The following is a 19022-nucleotide window of genomic DNA, read 5'->3' on the forward strand; positions in this document are numbered from 1 at the left end:
TAAGGTGTATAGGAACATCTTGGAGAAATTACCCTCCTATTTGACCTATCATAATCTTGCTCACACTGAATATGTGATGCAAAAAGCTCAATTTCTAGCCAGAATTGAAGATGTATCGGAGAAAGACCGTGAATTATTACGATTGGCATCTTTATTCCACGATACCGGGTTTATTGAAAATCCGAAAAACCACGAAGAAATCGGATGTGGCATTGCCAAAGAGTATTTGGGAAAAGACCTGAGCTCTGAAGAAATGGACAAAGTTTGTGGAATGATCATGGCCACCAAGATTCCTCAAAGTCCTACCAATAAACTTGAACGAATCATCGCTGATGCCGATTTGGAATATTTAGGCACAGAGGATTTTGAAAGACAAGGTGGAGCACTTTTTGAAGAATTGAAGCACTTCAACCCTAGCTTTTCAGAGCAAGCATGGAATGAGTTACAGCTTACTTTTTTAGAAAAGCACCAATACCATACTGATTATTGCAAGAAAAACAGAGAACCCAAAAAACTGGCAAACATTGAGTCTGTGAAAGAAAAGCTAAACTTGGTTTAACCTTTTACAGCTTTGTAAATCACATCAAAAACATCCGTAGGCTGGATTTTTCCTTCTTTGACCAATTTTTCATTTCCGATCAAAACCGGCTTATCCGCATCATCTTCAGGAATCCTTCCATGAGCTCCTTTTACCAAGCTAGCTTCCAAAGGAATCACATCCATCAAATACCTAAAGCCTAGCTTTTTCTTCAGCACTTTCGATCCCACTTTTAGAATTGGAACTTTAATCTTTGGATCCAAAAACAACTCTACTGGGTCATAACCCGGCTTTTTATGAATATCCACGCATCTGGCATAATCTGGAGCCTTGGAATCATCCAACCAGAAATAATAAGTAAACCAGGAATCTTTATCTGCCACTACCACTAAGTCACCAGATCTCTCATGATCCAATCCATATTTCTTCTTCCCTTTTTCATCTAGAACCATCTCAATCCCAGGAGTATTCTCCAAAAGGCTTTTCACCTGATCATAGATGGAAGGATCTTGAATATGAACATGGGCTACCTGATGATCCGAAACTGCAAATGCCTTGGAAGTCCCAGCGTCTAAAGTCTCTAGCCCCAATTCATTTTTCACCTCAATCCATCCTGCAGATCTGAGTATTCGATTGATGTGAATTGGTCTAGATACAGAAGTAATTCCATATTCAGAAAGCACCAATACCTGAGCACCTGAGTTTTCAAAGTAGGTAATCAAATCTTTGACGATATCATCGATCTCATTCAAATCCTTACTGATTTTATCGAAATCTATCCCATACTTCTGAAGTCCGTAATCCAAATGAGGGAGATAGATCAGGTTCAATGTAGGATTATACCATTCGTCGACTTTTTTGGCCGCATCTGCGATCCATTTGGTCGAGCTTGTGTTTGTATTGGGTCCCCAAAAAGAGAACAAGGGAAACTGACCCAATTCTTTTTGAAGTTTATCCCGAAGCTCCATCGGTTGGCTATGACAATCTGGAAGTTTTCTCCCATCAGAGGGATACAATGGTCGTGGCGTCACCGCATAATCCACAGAGGAATACATATTGTACCACCAGAACATATTGGCGCAAGTGAACTCAGGGTTTTCAGCTTTGAGTTTGTCCCAGATTTTTGGGGACTGAACCAGACGGTTTGACTGACGCCAGAATTTGATTTCGCATTCATCTTGAAAGTACCATCCATTTCCAACGATTCCGTTTTTGGAAGGCATTTCTCCAGTCAAATAAGCCGATTGGGCACTACAGGTAACAGCAGGAAGCACCGGCTCAACAACAGCCTTTTTATGCTTATCCATCCAAGATTTTAAAAATGGCGTATGCTCTCCGATTACTCTGGAGGACAAAGCTACGATATCAATTACGACAGTCTTTTGCATCTTAATTCAATTGTGAAATCACCCAAGCCAATTCTCTACTGATCGATTCAGCCAAAGGAAGTCGGGATTCAGGAGGCAATACTTCCCAAGTGTAGGTTTCTACCTCCAAGTGATTGCTTAATTCGGGTTTCGATTGAAGCACTTTCAAGACTTCTTCAATCAGGAAGTTTGTAGATTCAAACTCTCCATATTTTTTCATGAAAACTGGAACATGGAAATGAATTCTCCACTCTTCTTCTTTCGCATCCTCCAATTTTTCCAAAGCTGGCAGAAGATCTGGATACGAAATCAAGCTTCCATCGGAATTTCTACCCACTACTTGATGGAGGTAGGTAGACTCAGCAAATTCAGACAGTTGATCCTTTAGAATACCTCTTTCTTGATCCAACATCAATTTCAAGGCCGCTGAGATCTGAACCTTTCCGATTTTTAATCCTGCTTTCGCAAACTTTTCAAATGTCTCTTCTGGTTTTTCATAGACAATAGCGAAATGGCACACATCATAGCAAACCTGAATATGGCGCCTGATCAAAGCTTCTGATTCTATAGGGCTAATTCCCAATGTTTTTGCCAGCTCTGGCGCTCCTTTTGGCAAAAGCCAATCCGTGAACAACCAGACCATTTCATCTGAATTTTCCAAAATCCCATCCGGCTCCGGCTCAATATCCAAATGCAATAACTTACCGGTTTCAGCTTCAATCTTTGCAAGTTCAGTCACCACTTCCATCAAATGGGAAGTCGCGACTTCCATGCCTTGATCAAAAGCTTCTTGAGTCTTGAACCAATGTCTATAAGAAACAGGAGAAGTAGAAATTCCTCCATCCTGACCATTAGGAAGTAATTGAGCTAAAATCTTGAAGGATCGTATGGTATAATCTTTTCGCTCAGGAGTGGTCCAATCAGGAAAATGAACTTGGTCTTTGACTACCGTTCTGTGAAAGTCCCCGTAAGGAAATCCATTCAGTGTAAAAACGTAGGCATTTTCCTTTTGAAGCCAAGTATGAAAACGAGCCAATTCTTCTGGCTTTTCCAAAATCAAACTCGCCTCATGAGAAAGTCTCAAACCGATACCAAATGGTTCTTTGAAATCCAGGTTTTTTCGAACCTCCGGGATATAATGTTTTAAATTATCAAAAGTAGCCTCCCAGCTTTCACCAGGGTGGATATTGCTACAATAGCTTAAATGAAAGTTTGAAAACTTCATGAATTAGTGTTTTGTAGGAGCCAAAGCATTCCATTCCTGGAGCATGCCAATGGCTTGAAGAATCAGATCATGATCCATTTCATGTACTTCTACTCCTTTACCCAATTTTTCCAAAAGCATAATGGTCAACTGACCTCCTAGATGCTCCTGAAATTCTTTTAATCCTTTGAGCAGGTTTTCACCAGACAATTCTGGTTGATATAGTTCAAAACCAAGATTTTGAATCAGGGTGATTATTCTATCCAATTCTCCTTTGGAGATCATTCCTTTTAAAAAGGAATAAGTAGAGTCCAAGGCAATCCCCAAAGCCACAGCTTCTCCGTGACGAACACGGTAGTTGCTCAAATGCTCCAATTTGTGCGCTGCCCAATGACCAAAATCCAAGGGTCTGGAAGAACCAAATTCAAAAGGATCTTTACCAGCAATGTGATCTAAATGCATCTGAGCAGAACGGATAATTTGCTGTTGCATAGGCTCCATCTGACGATCTGCCATAGCTAAAGCATTATCTTCTAGCCACTCGAAAAAGGACAAATCCTTAATCAAAGCCACTTTGATAGCTTCGGAAATTCCACTTCTCCAGTCTCTATCATCCAATGTTTTCAAAAACTCAAAATCATTGATTACAGCCACTGGAGGGGTAAAAGTCCCTAGGTAGTTTTTCTTTCCGAAAGAATTGACTGAAGTTTTTACTCCAACTCCCGAATCATTTTGAGAAAGAACGGTGGTTGGAACTCTGACCAAACGAATACCTCTGTGAGAGATAGCCGCAGCAAATCCTGCCATATCCAATACTGCTCCTCCACCAATCGCCACGATATATGAATGTCGGTCTATCCCATGGATGTGAGTTGCCTCCACAATTTTTTCATAAACAGAAGGATCGTTTTTACAAGCCTCTCCACCTGGAACCACTAAAGGCTCTGTACATAAATAAAAAATAGACTCATATGCCTTTGCATATTCCTGAATATTTTCGATCAAATCAGGATGCGAGTCCGCCACTCCACTATCAATTACAAAGAAGGTTTTCACCTGTTTTCCTTGCTCCAAAATTGCAGCAAAACTCCGATTTTCTGGATCGAAGATATTCTCTGAGAAACAAACCGGATACTCAAATGGTACCGAAAATCGCTGCTTAATAATGGTATTCATGCAATTGATAAGGAATAATAGGGTAAGAAAGTTCTCAAAAGGGGTGAAAACCAATCCCAAATTAAATCAAGTCACGGCAAACTTCTTAGCCAGCCATAAAGAAATAGGAAGCAACAATAAAACAATTGCGCCGATTTCCCATCCTGCAAAGGCAGCTGTGAGTGAAGAATTGACAATAATCAAGGAAATAACAGCTGCTTTTACTGATTTTCCGATCATTTTTGGGTCTTGAGTTTTGATGGCTTTTCCTAAAGGAGGGAAAATCATATAACTTAACAAGACTAAGAAAGGGAACACTTCTTTATAATCTGGCCCCTGAAACTTTGCCAATCCATAGATCGCCAAAACCACAAAGATGTACATGAAAAAGCCTCCATAGAGCGCCTTTTTGTTTTTCCCATGTACTTCTCCCCGACTGACCATAGTAATGGCCGCAACATAGATCAAAGGTAAAACGCCAATAGGCCAAAGCTTTTCCAAGACCTCTGGAGCGACAGATATTCCCAAAAGCAAATTTCCAGTGCGGCAGAGCCCCATATTGACTGGACCCAAAATGGATTGATGCTTGCCCCAATAATCATATAATAAGGCGCAGAGAGATACTGCTATTGCCAAAACTCCGGCAATCCAATTGACCAGGAAAGCCATCGCCACTCCAAACACCAACAAAGAAGTAGCGAAAATGATTGCAGTATTTTTGTTTGCTCTTCCACTTGGGATCGGTCTCTCCGGTCTCTCTTCAGCGTCCAATTCTGCATCTGCAATATCATTGAAGGCCACGCCTCCAGCGTATAATCCAATCGTACTCAAAGAAAGCCAAAGCAGATTCTGCCAGAAATCAGTGCTTCCTTTTTCCCAATTGGAAATCATATAAGTCCATCCTCCAGCAATTGCAAAACCCGCCCAGATGTCTGCAATCGCTGTGACTACATTAGCTGGGCGGGTTAGCTGTAGGTATGGAAAAATTCCTCCTTTTGCCATGTATTAGTTTTCTACTCTGTCGGCAGGCCCTTCTACTCTTGGAACCTGACCTCCACGAAGCACTGAATTTCCACTCATTTTTTTGGTTTGGTCAATAGGTGGAGCCTGAAGCCAATCATTTTCATCCATTTGACCGGATAGAGAGAATGCTGTAAGTGCATTCCTGTAAGTCACCATCTGAACATGCTCCTCAGGAACCCCCATTTTTCTCATCAAGTCAGCTGTTTTTGGCACTGCCAAAGGATCCGAAATCCCCCAATCCGCTGCAGAATTGACGATAATTCTTTCTGGGCCGTATTGCTTCACGATTTCCACCATACGCTCAGAACCCATCTTGGTATGTGGGTAAATGGTAAATCCTGCCCAATATCCACGATCCAAAACCTCTTTTACAGTTTCTTCATTGTTATGATCCACGATGATCCACCCTGGATCCATTCCATGCTCCTCAGCAACATCCATGGATCTGTAAGTTCCTTTTTTCTTGTCTCTGTGAGGAGTATGAATCAATACCGGAAGATCCACTTCTTTGGCCAATTCAAGCTGCTCTCTGTAGAACCTATCTTCGGCCTCAGTCTGATCATCATAACCGATCTCACCGATGGCAACCACACCTTCTTTTCCAACATAAAGCGGCAACAATTCCATCACTTGCTCAGCCAAAGCAATATTATTTGCTTCTTTGGAGTTCAAGCCCATGGTGCAATAATGCACGATACCAAACTGACTTGCTCTGAATCTTTCCCAGCCTACCAAGGTACTGAAATAGTCCTTGAAGCTACCAACCTCTGTTCGTGGCTGACCTAACCAGAAAGCAGGCTCAATTGTCGCCACGATTCCGGCTTTTTGCATTGCCTCGTAATCATCCGTTGTACGGGACACAAGGTGAATATGTGGATCAATGTACATTGACATGATTTCTATGATTTATTTGGAGTAATTGTTTATCTCTTAAACTCGGGTGTCCTGATATTCCTTGCCTACCTTCTCCCAAGTGATCTCTCCAGATTCGATTTGGGATGCTAATGTAGGAAATTCGCTCAAAAGTGTCTTTCCAGCGCCTGATGGACAATTGAATAAAGCCAAGGCTCCACCTGCCAATTCCAAATCATCTTTGGAACTCATTACCTTTTGAAGGTCTTCCAAATATTTTTCATTCAAGAAAGGTGAAACTAAACGCCATAATTCTGGCATTACGTTTCTTCCTGCTGCCCATCTTTCATGAGCAAAATCTCTGGCAATTTCCGCTAAAGCCGGATTACTTCTCGAATCCTGACTCTGAATTCTATAAAGAGGGCGCTGCATGAAAACAGCTTTAAGCACCATTTGATTCCAGTTTGCTTCAGGAAAATACTTGGCAGGATAAGGATTGTTCAAGGCGATTGCATCGAATATCAGCGCAACATTGGTTCTGCATCCATCTATCGCCCGATCTACCAAATCTTCCTGAAAAGGCATCAACGGAAGAGCTGCAAATAGAGCCTGATGTTCGTGCATATCAGCAGTTTCAAACAACTGATTGACCGCTGAAAACCACGCCTCTTTATCCTGGGGATAAGACAAAAGCAAATAGGTTCTTGCAGTTTGCAGCACATTCCAAAATTCCGGCTCATAGCCAGCTACCAGTTCATCAGCCTTATTTTTATCCGCTTCGTCAAGTTGCAATTTCTCTTTGGAGAAAAAACGAGATGCCTGACTGAAAGCTAGAAAGAAAGCATTGGGTGAACCTGAGGATTGAATTTTCTCTGCTTTCTGAGAGAGCCAATTCAATGACTTTTCTTCTGCATTTTTCGATAAAATCCCTGAAAGGAATTTGAGTATATCTTGGGTGGAAGCCATCTAATTACAGTACTTATTCTTCAATTCTCAAATAAACTCAATCCTTCAACAAAATGCATCTTGTTTTAGAGGAATGGAGCCTAGAAATAGGCTCTTTATGAGAAAAATCATAATCAATTACCTATCCAAATCACAAAAACAGCACTCATATAAGAACCTAAGAATTTAAAACATTCACATAAATGCTAGACTAGCTGAAACTTTGAAAACAATCAGACCAAAAAAAAGACCGCACCTTCATCACATTCTGGACAAAGGCGCGATCACCTACAAAGTTTATAGCCTATTACGGACTATTTTACATCAAATTTGTAAATACAAGTTTGCTCATATTTTTCTCCGGGATTTAAAATCGTAGAAGGAAAATTTGGCTGATTAGGAGAATCTGGATAGTGCTGGGTCTCTAAACAAAAAGCCCCTCGAAAATCATAAGATTTGCCTTCTTTTCCGTGAATGGTTCCGTCCAGAAAGTTTCCGCTGTAGAACTGGATCGCTGGCTCAGTGGTCCAAACCTCCATTTTAATCCCGGTTTGCGGAGATGAAACTACCGCTGCTTGAGTAAGATCTTTAGAACTTTTATCCAACACCCAGTTGTGATCATATCCTCCACCAAAGCCCAATTGCTCATTTTCATTTTCGATTCTTGCGCCGATAGCTGTGGAAGAGGTAAAATCAAATGGAGTACCTGAAACTTCTAAAATTTCTCCAGTCGGGATCAAAACACCATTCACAGGAGTATACTTGGAAGCATTCAGCTGCAGTTCATGATTTAAGATAGTCCCCTCACCTGCTCCATTCAGATTGAAGAAGGAATGATGAGTCAAATTAACAGGAGTAGCTTGGTCTGTTTCTGCCTCATAGGTAACCTTAAATTCATTTTCATCCGTCAAGGTATAGACCATTTTCACCAACAACTCACCTGGAAATCCTTCCTCGCCATCTGGGGATTTATAGCTAAACTCAATGCTATTGTCTGCAACTTTTTGAGCATCCCAAACCACCCAGTCAAACCCTCCAGGACCACCATGAAGGGTTTGCCCGTTGTTATTTATTGGTAATTTATATACCACATCATTCAGGGTAAATTCACCATTCGCGATGCGGTTTCCATACCTTCCTATGGAAGCTCCGATATATTTTTCACTGCTATTCAGGTATTCATCCAGTGTATTAAATCCCAATACGATATCCACAGGATTCCCATTTTTATCTGGCACCCAAAGTTCAGTTACCCTTGCCCCAAAATTGGTCACTTTCATTTTGAGACCATTGGTATTCTTGATTTCAAATAGTTGCACTTCTTTTCCTTTAAATGTATTTCCAAATGATTTTTCTTCGACTACTTCTTCCTCTTGTTCTGCATTTTCGGAAGGTTTGTTTCCACAGGCTGCTAGCCATCCTGAGATTACTAACAAGCTGAGAAAATTGATCAATTTTATTGTCTTCATATTATTTAAGTTTCACTGTTAATTCTTAAAAAGATTGGATTCGAACTGATTTGAATTGACTAAAGGAATTTTCAGGTCCTTTGGAAACCAAACCTAGTCGGAACCCCATTCCCCAAGGCACAAGATGCTTCACGTCCTTTTCCCCTCCCAGTTCAATTGTTGACCCTTCAACCTTCACGGAAACAGACATTCTATAGCCATCTTCCATGTTCAAAATTAATTGCACAGGATGTTCTCTCGGAATAGTCTGAGTGGCAAAAACTTCTCTTTTCTTATCTATTACTTGCCAAAAAGTGACTAGATCTGCCTGGACTGAAATCCCCATTCCGGCAACCGGCGCTCCAAAACCATTGTTTGCTCCACCGATTAAAGCCAACCCAGCTGAAGCATCATCATTGGGAATGATTGTTGCCTCATATCGGTAATTCAGAGACTTTGTCCCCTGAACCAACAAGGTGCCCAAGTTTTCATTTTCCTCAGAAGCAAACAATTTCAGTCCTTCTTTACCCGTCTCAAACTGGATATCCTGAGTTACCCTCCATTGCCAAACCGGATCTAATTTTTCCTCGAAATCATCTCTGAATTCAAGTGATTCTTTGCTTCTCTCATATCCTGCTTTATTTTCTAAAACCGGCCATCCATCAGCAGTCCAGTTGATCTTTTCCAAAACTCCCTGTCTCCCGACGTAAACACTCCCTTCTGTATTGTAGGCATGATAAAGCATCCAAAAATCTCCGCCTTTTTCAACTACTGTACCGTGTCCCGCACACTTCCATTCCTCATTATCTTGTAGTATGGGGTTCATATTGTACTTTTCCCAAGGCCCCAAGAGAGTCCTGCTTCTAGCAACTCCTGTTACATAGTCGCAGGTGATTTCACAACATCCACGGGCTGAATAAGTCGCATAGAAATATCCGTTTTTTCGAAAAATAGCCACTCCTTCCACAAGCCAACCTTCCCATGGCTGATCATTTCGGAAAAGTTCATGTTTTTCTCCGATCAATTCAGTTCTTTCTTCATTGATCTCCTGTGCCCAGATAGGTGTATCCTGACCTTTGCTATTCCCATCTTCTTTCCACAGAACGTAGAGCTTTCCATTTTCATCTCTTGTTTCAAAAGCATCAATCGAACCGTACTCTTGTGCCACCAATGGTCCATGATCCCGAAACATTCCCTCAGGAGAATCGGCACTGGCAACGGCCACACTCAGACGGTTGCTTTCTTTGTCCCGTGCGGTGTAGTAGGCATATATTCTCCCCTGGTTTTCATCATAGGAAAGTTCGGGTGCCCAAAAGTTATTTTTCGCCCAATCTGGCGCCCCATCTGGAAATACATAGTTCACCAATTCCCAATTCACCAAATCATTGGACTTAAAGATGGGAAACAGAGGAGCCCATTCATTGGAAGTGGCAGATGCATAATAGGAATCTCCGATTTTGACTACCGTTGGATCGGGACGATCACCCGCCAAAACTGGGTTGTCAAAAGATCCTGACTGGGAAAAAATCTTTTCGGAATTAATCAAAAACAAAACAAGAACAATAAAAATATTCCTGCTGCGGAATAGGTTTTTCATGGGTTTGGAGCAAATTAAGGACTCAATATAAAGCAAATAGAAAACCTATTTGAAAAAACTACATGAATAGCTGTGTAATTTTATTAAACTTAAAAATGCATTCTTTTCACCTCCTCATCTCTTTTCTTTTTTGGACGATAGGATCGACATCTTTGACTGAAAAAGAGCCAATTTACTTAGCTGACCCCTCTATTTTTTATCATGACGGGACTTATTACCTCTATGGAACCAGTGGCAATGACAAAAACCTAGGTTTTGAAGTCTATCTTTCCGAAGATCTTGAGTCTTGGAAAAAATCAACCAAAAATGAGGGATACGCTCTCAAAAAAGGAGAATCCTTTGGAGAAACAGGTTTTTGGGCACCACAAGTATTTGAATTCGAAGGCCTTTTCTATATGGCATACACTGCAAATGAAAACATTGCGATAGCTACTTCAGATAGTCCTTTGGGGCCGTTTAAACAAAAAGAATTAAAAGCTCTCCCGGCTCCCGTCAAGCAAATTGACCCCTATATTTTCATCGACACCGATGGCAAAAAATATCTGTATCATGTACGCCTGACAGAAGGAAATCGACTCTTTGTAGCAGAACTGAAAGATGATTTTTCAGGAATCAAAGAGGAAAGCCTAACCTATTGCTTACACGCGGAGGAGCTTTGGGAAAACACCCAAAATGTTGATTGGACTGTTTCAGAAGGTCCTGCAATTATCAAACATCAAAACCTTTACTATTTCATCTACTCCGCCAATGATTTCCGAAACCCAGACTATGCAGTTGGCTATGCAACCAGCAAAAACCCAATGGGGCCTTGGACCAAAAGCCCAAACAATCCGATTTTTGATAGGTCAGATTCAGGAATCAATGGTACAGGACATGGAGACTATTTTGTGGATAAAGATGGAAAGCTCAGATATATACTGCACACTCACAATTCTGAGTTGGATGTTTCTCCTAGGAAGGCAGCCTTGATCGAACTCCATTTTTCCAAAAACGGATCTGACTCCGATATTTTGGAAGTCAAAAAAGGGAGTTTTTCGCTTCTTGAAATTGATTAAATCACCCCCTTTCTTTAATCCTTCTCAACTCTAGCCTTTCCACCAGCGGTTCCCATAATTCTTTCTCATTAGACTAATTTTAAAGTCTAAACAAAAAACTATGAAGAAACGCTACCTATTTGGAATGGGTCTTTTGTTGCTTTTCGGAATGAAAGCACAGGCTCAAGACCAGGTGATTGAAAAGATCATCGCAGAAGAGAAAGAAAACTCTCAACTGAAAGAATTAGCCCATGAATTAATGGATGGGATCGGGCCGAGATTGGTCGGAACCCCTCAAATGCAAGAAGCTCATGATTGGGCTGTTGAAAAATATGCTACTTGGGGAATACCTGCGGAAAACCAACAATGGGGCGAATGGAGAGGATGGGATCGTGGAATCACTCACATCGACATGATGGAACCTTGGGTGAGATCTCTTTCCGGGATGCAACTAGCTTGGTCTCCGGCATCTCCAAAAGGCGGTGCAACTGGTGAAGTTGTCGCTCTTCCTGAAGTAGCTGATGAAGCAGCTTTCAAAGCTTGGCTTCCAAGTGTCAAAGGTAAATATGTGATGATATCTGTTCCTCAGTTTACCGGTCGTCCAGACTACAACTGGGAAGAGTGGGCTACTGATGAGTCTTTCGAGAAAATGAAAGAAGATAGAGCTGCTTTTGAGCAAGCTTGGAATAAAAGAATCGAGAATACTGGTTTGGGAAGAAGAGAACTTCCTCAAGCTTTAGAAGATGCAGGTGCTTTGGGAATCATCACCAGCTACTGGTCAAGAGGCTTTGGAGCAAATAAAATCTTCTCCGCATACACTAAGTCCGTTCCGACTGTAGACCTTTCTTTAGAAGATTATGGATTGCTTTACCGATTAGCTGAAAGCGGCAAGAAGCCTGTTATTAACTTGAATGCTCAATCCAAAGAAACTGGTGTTCAGCCAACTTTCAACACTATCGCAGAAATCAAAGGAACAGAAAAGCCTGACGAATACGTAATGCTTTCTGCTCACTTTGACTCGTGGGATGGCGGAACTGGCGCAACAGACAACGGTACTGGTACCATCATGATGATGGAAGTGATGAGAGTTTTGAAGAAAGTCTATCCTAACCCAAAAAGAACCATTTTGGTGGGGCATTGGGGTTCTGAGGAGCAAGGATTGAATGGCTCAAGAGCTTTCGTAGAAGATCATCCAGAAATCGTTGAAAAAATCCAAGCGCTATTCAATCAGGATAATGGAACTGGTAGAGTTGCCAATGTATCAGGTCAGGGATTCGTGGATAGTTATGAGTACCTAGGCAGATGGATGTCTGAAGTACCAAGAGAGATTACAAGAGACATCAACACTTCCTTCCCTGGCAACCCTGGTGGCGGCGGGTCTGACTACGCTTCGTTTGTAGCTGCTGGAGTTCCTGCCTTCTCTTTAAGTTCTTTGAGCTGGTCTTACTTCAACTACACTTGGCATACCAACTTGGACACCTATGACAAGATTGTTTTTGATGATGTTCAAAACAATGTAATCATGGCTGCAATCATGGTTTACATGGCTTGCGAAGAGCCAGACATGGTTTCCAGAGAAAGAAGAATTCCAATTGGAAGAGATGGCAAGCCAACTGAATGGCCTGCGATGAGATCTCCAACGAGAAAAGGAGGAATGGATTAATTCCTTTCCAAGTTTTTATATAAATGCCCAGCAGAATTCTGCTGGGCATTTTTTTATTACCAATACCTTTGAGCCCAATGAATAAAATAGGGCCAATTTGGTCCGACAGTATGTCCACCCTCATGTTGACGAAAAGCAATATCCCCTTGATCCAAATAAGTGCCTAAGGGAGGGAATTCGGAAGTCGGCAATGCTTTTTTACCTAACAACTCATAAACTGGGCCTGCTAAAACCGCTGCATCAAACATCCCTTTTCCATCAATCCAATTTCCCTCCACCTCCGGTGAGCCCACTGAAATAAAAACTGGACGAGGTGCACAGAGAGCAATTAATTCATGTGCATCTACAGGCAAATCATTGGGTGTCAATGATCCGGCGTACTTGATAAAATTGGGAGCGAACCAATGATATTCACCAGAAGCTGCCAAATTCTCCACTTGCTCACCAAACACCCTTCTTAGCAATTTAGCTCCTCCTGCGCCCGAAGAACCAATCAATCCTATAGAGAATCTTGGCTCATAAGCCAAGGCAACCAATGCGGCTTTCCCATACCTAGACAAGCCTTCGATAGCAACTTTTCTGGAATCTACTTTTGGGTCTGTCTCCAAAAAATCCAAAGCCTTGCTAGCTCCCCAAGCCCAAGCTTTCAAAGTCCCCCAATCGTCCAATTCTCTTGCTTCCCCTCGATTGACCAAACCGATGATTCCTGCTCGTAATCCGGCACCATTGTCAGCCTGATAACTTGTGGGAATAATCACACCAAAACCCCAGCCTTCACGAACCAACTGTTCTTGCCAACTTGGACCTTCTGGCTTAGGTCGTTGAATATTCGGGGGCCAATTCCACCCAAATTCCATAACTAGAGGAACTTTGGATGGGGCATTTTTGAGAACTCCATATTCAAAATCAATCGCCACCTCTATTTCTGGGAAAGCCGAATTATCCACGACACCTTTCATTTTCCGGTACAAAACCTCCACATCTCCTATCACAGAATCTTTTTCCAACAAAATCTCCCAAGTCACATCAGGCAACTTTACAGGAGTCTTACCATACATTTCTCGATCAAACAATTCAAAAATTTCCAATTTTCGGCTTTCCCAATCTTTGGGACTATTTACCCTTTTCCCATTTTCAAAAAGCAAAGGATCAGGCACCGATTCATATTGTTTGGCTTTGCTCTCATCAGCATTTGCAGCATTCGGAGCTTCTGGATTTCCTGAAGGACCAGGCCGAAGGGCTTCAATTCCCAATCTATTCATCATTAACTGATGGTCTTCCTGTGAAAGTTTACGAATGGAATCTCTTGCAGCTTGAGAAATTTGTGAAAAACCTACCGCAACAATTATTACTGTAAAAAATGAGCTTAGAAATAACTTTTTCATGGTTGTTTTGGGTTTGAGGATTATATAAACTATCCATTTTTCAGCTAATTCCTGATTTTTTTTGATTTATGGTCCAATGGTGATTTACAAGCTTTGAATGCGGCTTTGGGTTGACTAAATTGTCTTCAAGCTTAATTCTGTATGAAAAAACACTTACTTCTCACCCTCCAACTTCTATTCATTTTTGCTTCTGGCTTTGGTCAAGAAATTTCCACTTATCTCTCAGCTCCTTTTCCAACCAATCTGACTGCCGATCCTCAAGGGAAATCAATTGCCTGGGTCTTCAATTCAGAAGGTGAGAGAAATATTTTCTTTGCAAAAGCACCAGAGTATCAAACTCAGAAAATCACCAATTACAAAGGGGATGTAGGAATAGATGTAGGTTCATTGGTCTTTTCTCCTGAAGGAAAAACACTGGCCTATGTTAGTGGAAATTCGAAAAACCCTGCAGGAGAAGCAGCAAATCCTGCCCAATTGCAGGTCAGTACTGAATTTCAGATTCACCTAATCGATCTTGAATCTGGAAAAGACCAATTGCTTGGCCCTGGAAGTGGGCCTGTTTTTTCGCCAGATGGAAAAATGCTCATTTTCAAAGCTGGAAAAGACCTAAAATCCATTTCCCTTGAAAACTTACAAGAAAGTCCAAAAACCATATTTTCTGCGAGAGGAAATATCCAGCAATACAGTTTTTCTCCCAATGGGAAATTGATATCCTTCGTTTCCAACCGAAGAGACCATTCCTATATCGGACTTTGGGATCTTGAAAACAAAACACTCAGCTATCCAGAAACTAGCTTGGATCATGACAGCTATCCAGCTTGGAGCCCGGATGGGAGCAAATTGGCCTATGTGAGAGTCCCGAATGTTTTAAACAAACTTCCTTTTACATCGCATAAAGAAGCTAACCCTTGGAGTATTCGTGTTTTGGATCTAGCGACTTTAAAAGCAAAAGAGGTATGGAAAGCTCCAGCAGGAAAAGGTTCAGTTTTAGTAAGAGATTTGCCAGCCGAAAATGAAAGATTGTGGTGGACTCCAAAAGGTGAATTGGTATTCCCATGGGAAGGAAATGATTGGGTTCAGCTCTATGCAGTCAATCCTGAAAATGGTGAGACAAAACACCTAACTCGAGGCTTTGGGATCGTAGAAAAAGTAAATACCTCATTCACAAAAAATGAACTCCTTCTCACCACCAACATCGGAGACATCGAACGAAGGAAAATCATCAGTTTGGACTTGACAAGTTACAATTTGGAAGACCTTACTGAGCCGGGAAAAATCAACTGGACTCCTAATCGAATAGAAAATGGTCTAGCTTATCTTTCTGCTTCAGCCACTACTCCAGCCTGGCCGATGATCCGTCAATACGGAGGGCAAAAAGCTTTGGCAGAAGAACTTTATCCAAGTGATTTTCCGAAAAACCTGGTCACTCCTCTGGGCATCGATTTGATTGCTGAAGATGGATTCAAAACACGGGCGCAGCTTTTTTTACCTCCCAATCATGATGCTTCAAAAAAATATCCTGCAGTCATTTTTATCCATGGAGGAAGCCGGAGACAGATGCTTTTGGGCTTCAATTATTCTCAATACTATAGCAATGCCTATGCACTTCAACAATACTTTGCTGCCAATGGCTTTATCGCATTGACTTTGAACTATCGAAGCGGGATTGGTTATGGGTTGGATTTTCGTGAGGAAGACAATTATGGAGCTGGGGGAGCGAGTGAAGTTCAGGATTTGATGGCGGCGGCCGATTATTTAGCCGGAAGACCTGATGTAGAAAGCTCTCAAATTATCCCTTGGGGAGGAAGTTATGGAGGATTTATGACCGCTCATGGATTGGCTCAAGCGCCAGAGAAATTCTTAGCAGGAGTAGATATCCATGGAGTCCATAACTGGAACAATGACATTCCCGTTTTTGCCTCTTGGTATGCCCCGGAAAAATTCCCTGAAATGGCTGAATTGGCTTTCAAATCTTCTCCAATGGCCTATGTTGAAAACTGGAAGGATCCCGTTTTGTTGATTCATGGGGATGATGATCGAAACGTCCTTTTCTCTGAATCGGTAGAATTGGCTGAAGTTTTGAGAAAGCAGGGAGTAGAAGTTGAGCAATTGGTGTTTCCAGACGAGGTACATTCGTTTATCCTTCATAAAAATTGGGTAGCGGCTTATGAAGCAGCTATTGATTTTATCCAAAGACAAATTCAAAAGCAATGAAAAAACTCTCTCAATTAGTATTCGCTTTCACTTTTCTTCCACTTTTTGTTTTTGGGCAGGAAAAAGTCCTGAAAGAGGCCTTTGAAAGAGCAGAAGAAGAAGGTTTTTCAGGAATCGTTTTGGTGGCTGACAAGGGCGAAATTCTATTTGAAGAAGCCATTGGAAAGCGGAGCTTTGAAGACAATATCCCATTGGAAGTGGATGATATTTTTGAAATGGCATCTGTTTCCAAGCAGTTTACGGCCATGATGATCATGATCTGTAAGGAAAAAGGTCTTTTGAATTTTGATGACTCGGTTTCTCAATATTTGGATATTCCTTACAAGGGAATCACCATCAGAAACCTTTTGACGCACACTTCGGGGCTCCCGGATTATCAGGCAATAATGGACGAGCATTGGGATAAAACGAAGGCAGCTGGAAATCCCGACATTTTGGAATATCTCAATAAATATGCTCCTCCCAAGAATTTCGAACCCGGAGATGATTATGAATACAGCAATACGGGTTATGTCTTATTGGCAAGTATCGTAGAAAAAGCGACTGGAAGAGATTTTGTGGAGCTTTCCAAAGATTGGATTTTCGATCCTTTGGGAATGAAAAATACAGCGATCCGCAGTTTGGAAGAAAAGGCCAAAGTCCCAAATTTCGCAGCAGGACATCTCAAAGATGAAAAGGGGAATTATGTCAATGCCAATAAATTCAGATCTTCCGATTACACCCTTTGGTTGGGAAATAGAAAAGGCCCAGGAAGAGTAAGCTCCAATGCCCAGGATCTTTTGATCTGGGACCAGGCTTTGTATACTGACCAATTAGTGTCTCAGAAAACATTGGAGGAGGCGTTTTCTCCTTTCAAATTAAATGATGGAGCAAGAAGCACCTATGGATTTGGCTGGGACCTAGATCCAAACAGCCCATATGGAAAAATGGTCATGCACACAGGAGACAACCCTGGGTACAAGACCATTATTATTCGATTTATCGAAGAAAACAAAACCATCATCATCCTAAACAACAATTATCATCCAGATATGATGCGATTGGTTGAAGCAGCAACTTTGGCTTTGGGGAAATGGTAATCAGTCTCCCAAAGCACCAATCTGCCAACGCTCAATTTCTGATTTTGTATGCTCCCTTTTCATGATTTCTTCAATTTGGGAGACAATTTCAGGGTTAGTTGCAGCGACATCATTTTCTTCTTGAGGATCCACTGAAAGATCGTATAGTTCTGTCTTGATTTCGCCTTTGTTTAGATGCTGACGAACAGCTTTCCATTTGCCCATTCTCACTGCCTGCTGACCATCGTATTCAGGGAATTCCCAATACAAGAAATCATGCTCTTCCTGTTCTTTGCCCATAATTGCTGAAAGGAAGCTTTTTCCATCCGTCTTTGGAGGCTCCACCCCGATCAATTCGCAGATCGTAGGAAGAATATCGTAAAAAGCTGAAATGTGATCCGAACTTGTTCCAGCCTCAATTTTACCTGGCCAGTTGACCAACATTGGAACTCGGATTCCCCCCTCGTAAACAAAGCCTTTAGTATGACCATAGCCATTGGTAAAAGGCTGAGAGCTGTTGAAATAATCAAAATCAACTCCACCAGTATAGGATGGACCGTTATCGCTGGTAACTATGATCATGGTATTATCAGAAAGCCCTAACTCTTCCAACTTGGCACGGACTTCTCCAATTTGCTGGTCCAACAAATCTATCATTGCCGCATAGGTAGCTCTTGGGTATCGGGTTGGGAAATATCCTCTTTTACCATCGTAATATTCTTCCTCACCTATTTTTTTACGGTATTTCTCCACATACTCCGAAGGAACTTGCAATGGTAAATGCGGCAATGGAGAGGCATAATACAAGAAGAAAGGTGTATCCTTATTTTCCTCAATAAAAGCCAATGCTTTTTCCTGCATCAAAGCCGGAGCATATTCTTGTTGCTCATATTTAGCATATGAAACTGGATCATTTGGATCTGCTAAAGAATCTATTTTAGTCCCTGGCACAATCAGCTCGTTATTCAATGGGATTTTGGTCTCGTTTTCCCACATATGAGGGGGATAAAGATTATGAGCTTGACGCTGACAATTATAGCCGTAGAAATAGTCAAAGCCCATTTTCGTAGGAATACTCTCAGTCAAAGGAGCTCCCAAACCCCATTTACCTACGATTCCTGTTTTGTATCCATTTCTCTGTAAAATCTTGGCCAAAGTCTCGGTATCTGATGGCAGCGGTCTTTGCCCCTCTAAATTCGGATCAGCAGCAGCTTTGGCATAATCCCAAACTTCACCTCTTTCTCTCCACTCATCATTTCCTCTCACATAGGCATGCCCGGAATGCAGTCCAGTCAGCAACATGCATCTTGCCGGAGCACAAACAGGAGCCGCAGAATAGTGATTGGTAAAAACCTTTCCACTTGCCGCCAAGGCGTCCATCGCTGGTGTTTCGATGATCTTTTGACCATTAAAACCTACTTCTCCATAACCCAAATCATCGGCCAGAATCAACACTATATTGGGTTTTTGAGGTTCTTTCTCTGCGGGAGAACAGGAAAAATAGAAGGCGATGAGAGATAGATAAAGGAGTTTTTTCAT

The 19022-nt window shown here is 41.6% G+C and carries 15 protein-coding genes; 5 read left to right on the forward strand and 10 right to left on the reverse strand.

The features are described 5' to 3' along the window. The first annotated feature begins 4 nt into the window (after positions 1–4). The gene (locus O0V13_RS00605) at positions 5–559 is read left to right on the forward strand and encodes an HD domain-containing protein (RefSeq protein WP_268033053.1); all 555 of its coding nucleotides are present in this window, start codon (positions 5–7) and stop codon (positions 557–559) included. Here O0V13_RS00605 and O0V13_RS00610 read toward each other — a convergent pair. From O0V13_RS00610 to O0V13_RS00645, 8 genes are all read right to left on the reverse strand, one after another. Continuing rightward, the gene (locus O0V13_RS00610; protein WP_268033054.1) at positions 556–1926 is read right to left on the reverse strand and encodes an alkaline phosphatase family protein; all 1371 of its coding nucleotides are present in this window, start codon (positions 1924–1926) and stop codon (positions 556–558) included. The genes O0V13_RS00605 and O0V13_RS00610 overlap by 4 nt on opposite strands. Position 1927: 1 nt before the next feature. Continuing rightward, a complete protein-coding gene (eboE, locus tag O0V13_RS00615) occupies positions 1928–3130 on the reverse strand; it encodes a metabolite traffic protein EboE (protein WP_268033055.1) in 1203 nt (400 codons plus the stop codon). 3 nt (positions 3131–3133) lie between these two features. Next, entirely contained in the window at positions 3134–4285 is a 1152-nt protein-coding gene (locus O0V13_RS00620) for a 3-dehydroquinate synthase (protein ID WP_268033056.1), read from the reverse strand. Positions 4286–4351: 66 nt separating this feature from the next. Continuing rightward, the gene (eboC, locus tag O0V13_RS00625; RefSeq protein ID WP_268033057.1) at positions 4352–5266 is read right to left on the reverse strand and encodes a UbiA-like protein EboC; all 915 of its coding nucleotides are present in this window, start codon (positions 5264–5266) and stop codon (positions 4352–4354) included. 3 nt (positions 5267–5269) lie between these two features. Further along, positions 5270–6181, reverse strand: a complete 912-nt coding sequence (locus O0V13_RS00630; protein ID WP_268033058.1) for a TatD family hydrolase — start codon at positions 6179–6181, stop codon at positions 5270–5272. Positions 6182–6217: 36 nt separating this feature from the next. Beyond that, the gene (locus O0V13_RS00635; protein WP_268033059.1) at positions 6218–7105 is read right to left on the reverse strand and encodes an EboA domain-containing protein; all 888 of its coding nucleotides are present in this window, start codon (positions 7103–7105) and stop codon (positions 6218–6220) included. A gap of 293 nt (positions 7106–7398) precedes the next feature. Further along, positions 7399–8553, reverse strand: a complete 1155-nt coding sequence (locus tag O0V13_RS00640) for an aldose epimerase family protein (RefSeq protein ID WP_268033060.1) — start codon at positions 8551–8553, stop codon at positions 7399–7401. 25 nt (positions 8554–8578) lie between these two features. Continuing rightward, positions 8579–10129 carry a glycoside hydrolase family 43 protein gene (locus O0V13_RS00645; RefSeq protein ID WP_268033061.1) on the reverse strand — a complete coding sequence of 517 codons (1551 nt, stop codon included), beginning with the start codon at positions 10127–10129 and terminating at the stop codon, positions 8579–8581. 95 nt (positions 10130–10224) lie between these two features. Between O0V13_RS00645 and O0V13_RS00650 the strand changes: the two genes are divergently transcribed. Further along, positions 10225–11184, forward strand: coding sequence for a glycoside hydrolase family 43 protein (locus O0V13_RS00650; protein WP_268033062.1), 960 nt, complete (start codon positions 10225–10227; stop codon positions 11182–11184). Positions 11185–11284: 100 nt separating this feature from the next. Continuing rightward, positions 11285–12826: a M20/M25/M40 family metallo-hydrolase gene (locus tag O0V13_RS00655; protein WP_268033063.1), complete on the forward strand. Its 1542-nt coding sequence runs from the start codon at positions 11285–11287 to the stop codon at positions 12824–12826. 56 nt (positions 12827–12882) lie between these two features. Here the strand turns inward: O0V13_RS00655 and O0V13_RS00660 are convergent, their stop codons facing one another. Further along, positions 12883–14211, reverse strand: coding sequence for a glucuronyl esterase domain-containing protein (locus tag O0V13_RS00660; protein ID WP_268033064.1), 1329 nt, complete (start codon positions 14209–14211; stop codon positions 12883–12885). A gap of 141 nt (positions 14212–14352) precedes the next feature. On the opposite strand from O0V13_RS00660, the gene O0V13_RS00665 reads away from it, so the two are divergent. Both O0V13_RS00665 and O0V13_RS00670 read left to right on the forward strand, forming a co-directional pair. Beyond that, the gene (locus tag O0V13_RS00665; protein ID WP_268033065.1) at positions 14353–16425 is read left to right on the forward strand and encodes a S9 family peptidase; all 2073 of its coding nucleotides are present in this window, start codon (positions 14353–14355) and stop codon (positions 16423–16425) included. Next, entirely contained in the window at positions 16422–17504 is a 1083-nt protein-coding gene (locus O0V13_RS00670) for a serine hydrolase domain-containing protein (RefSeq protein ID WP_268033066.1), read from the forward strand. The genes O0V13_RS00665 and O0V13_RS00670 overlap by 4 nt, the downstream gene beginning before the upstream one ends. Here the strand turns inward: O0V13_RS00670 and O0V13_RS00675 are convergent, their stop codons facing one another. Then, positions 17505–19022 carry an arylsulfatase gene (locus tag O0V13_RS00675; RefSeq protein WP_268033067.1) on the reverse strand — a complete coding sequence of 506 codons (1518 nt, stop codon included), beginning with the start codon at positions 19020–19022 and terminating at the stop codon, positions 17505–17507.

This window comes from Algoriphagus sp. PAP.12 (assembly GCF_026652115.1).
Lineage (GTDB): Bacteria > Bacteroidota > Bacteroidia > Cytophagales > Cyclobacteriaceae > Algoriphagus.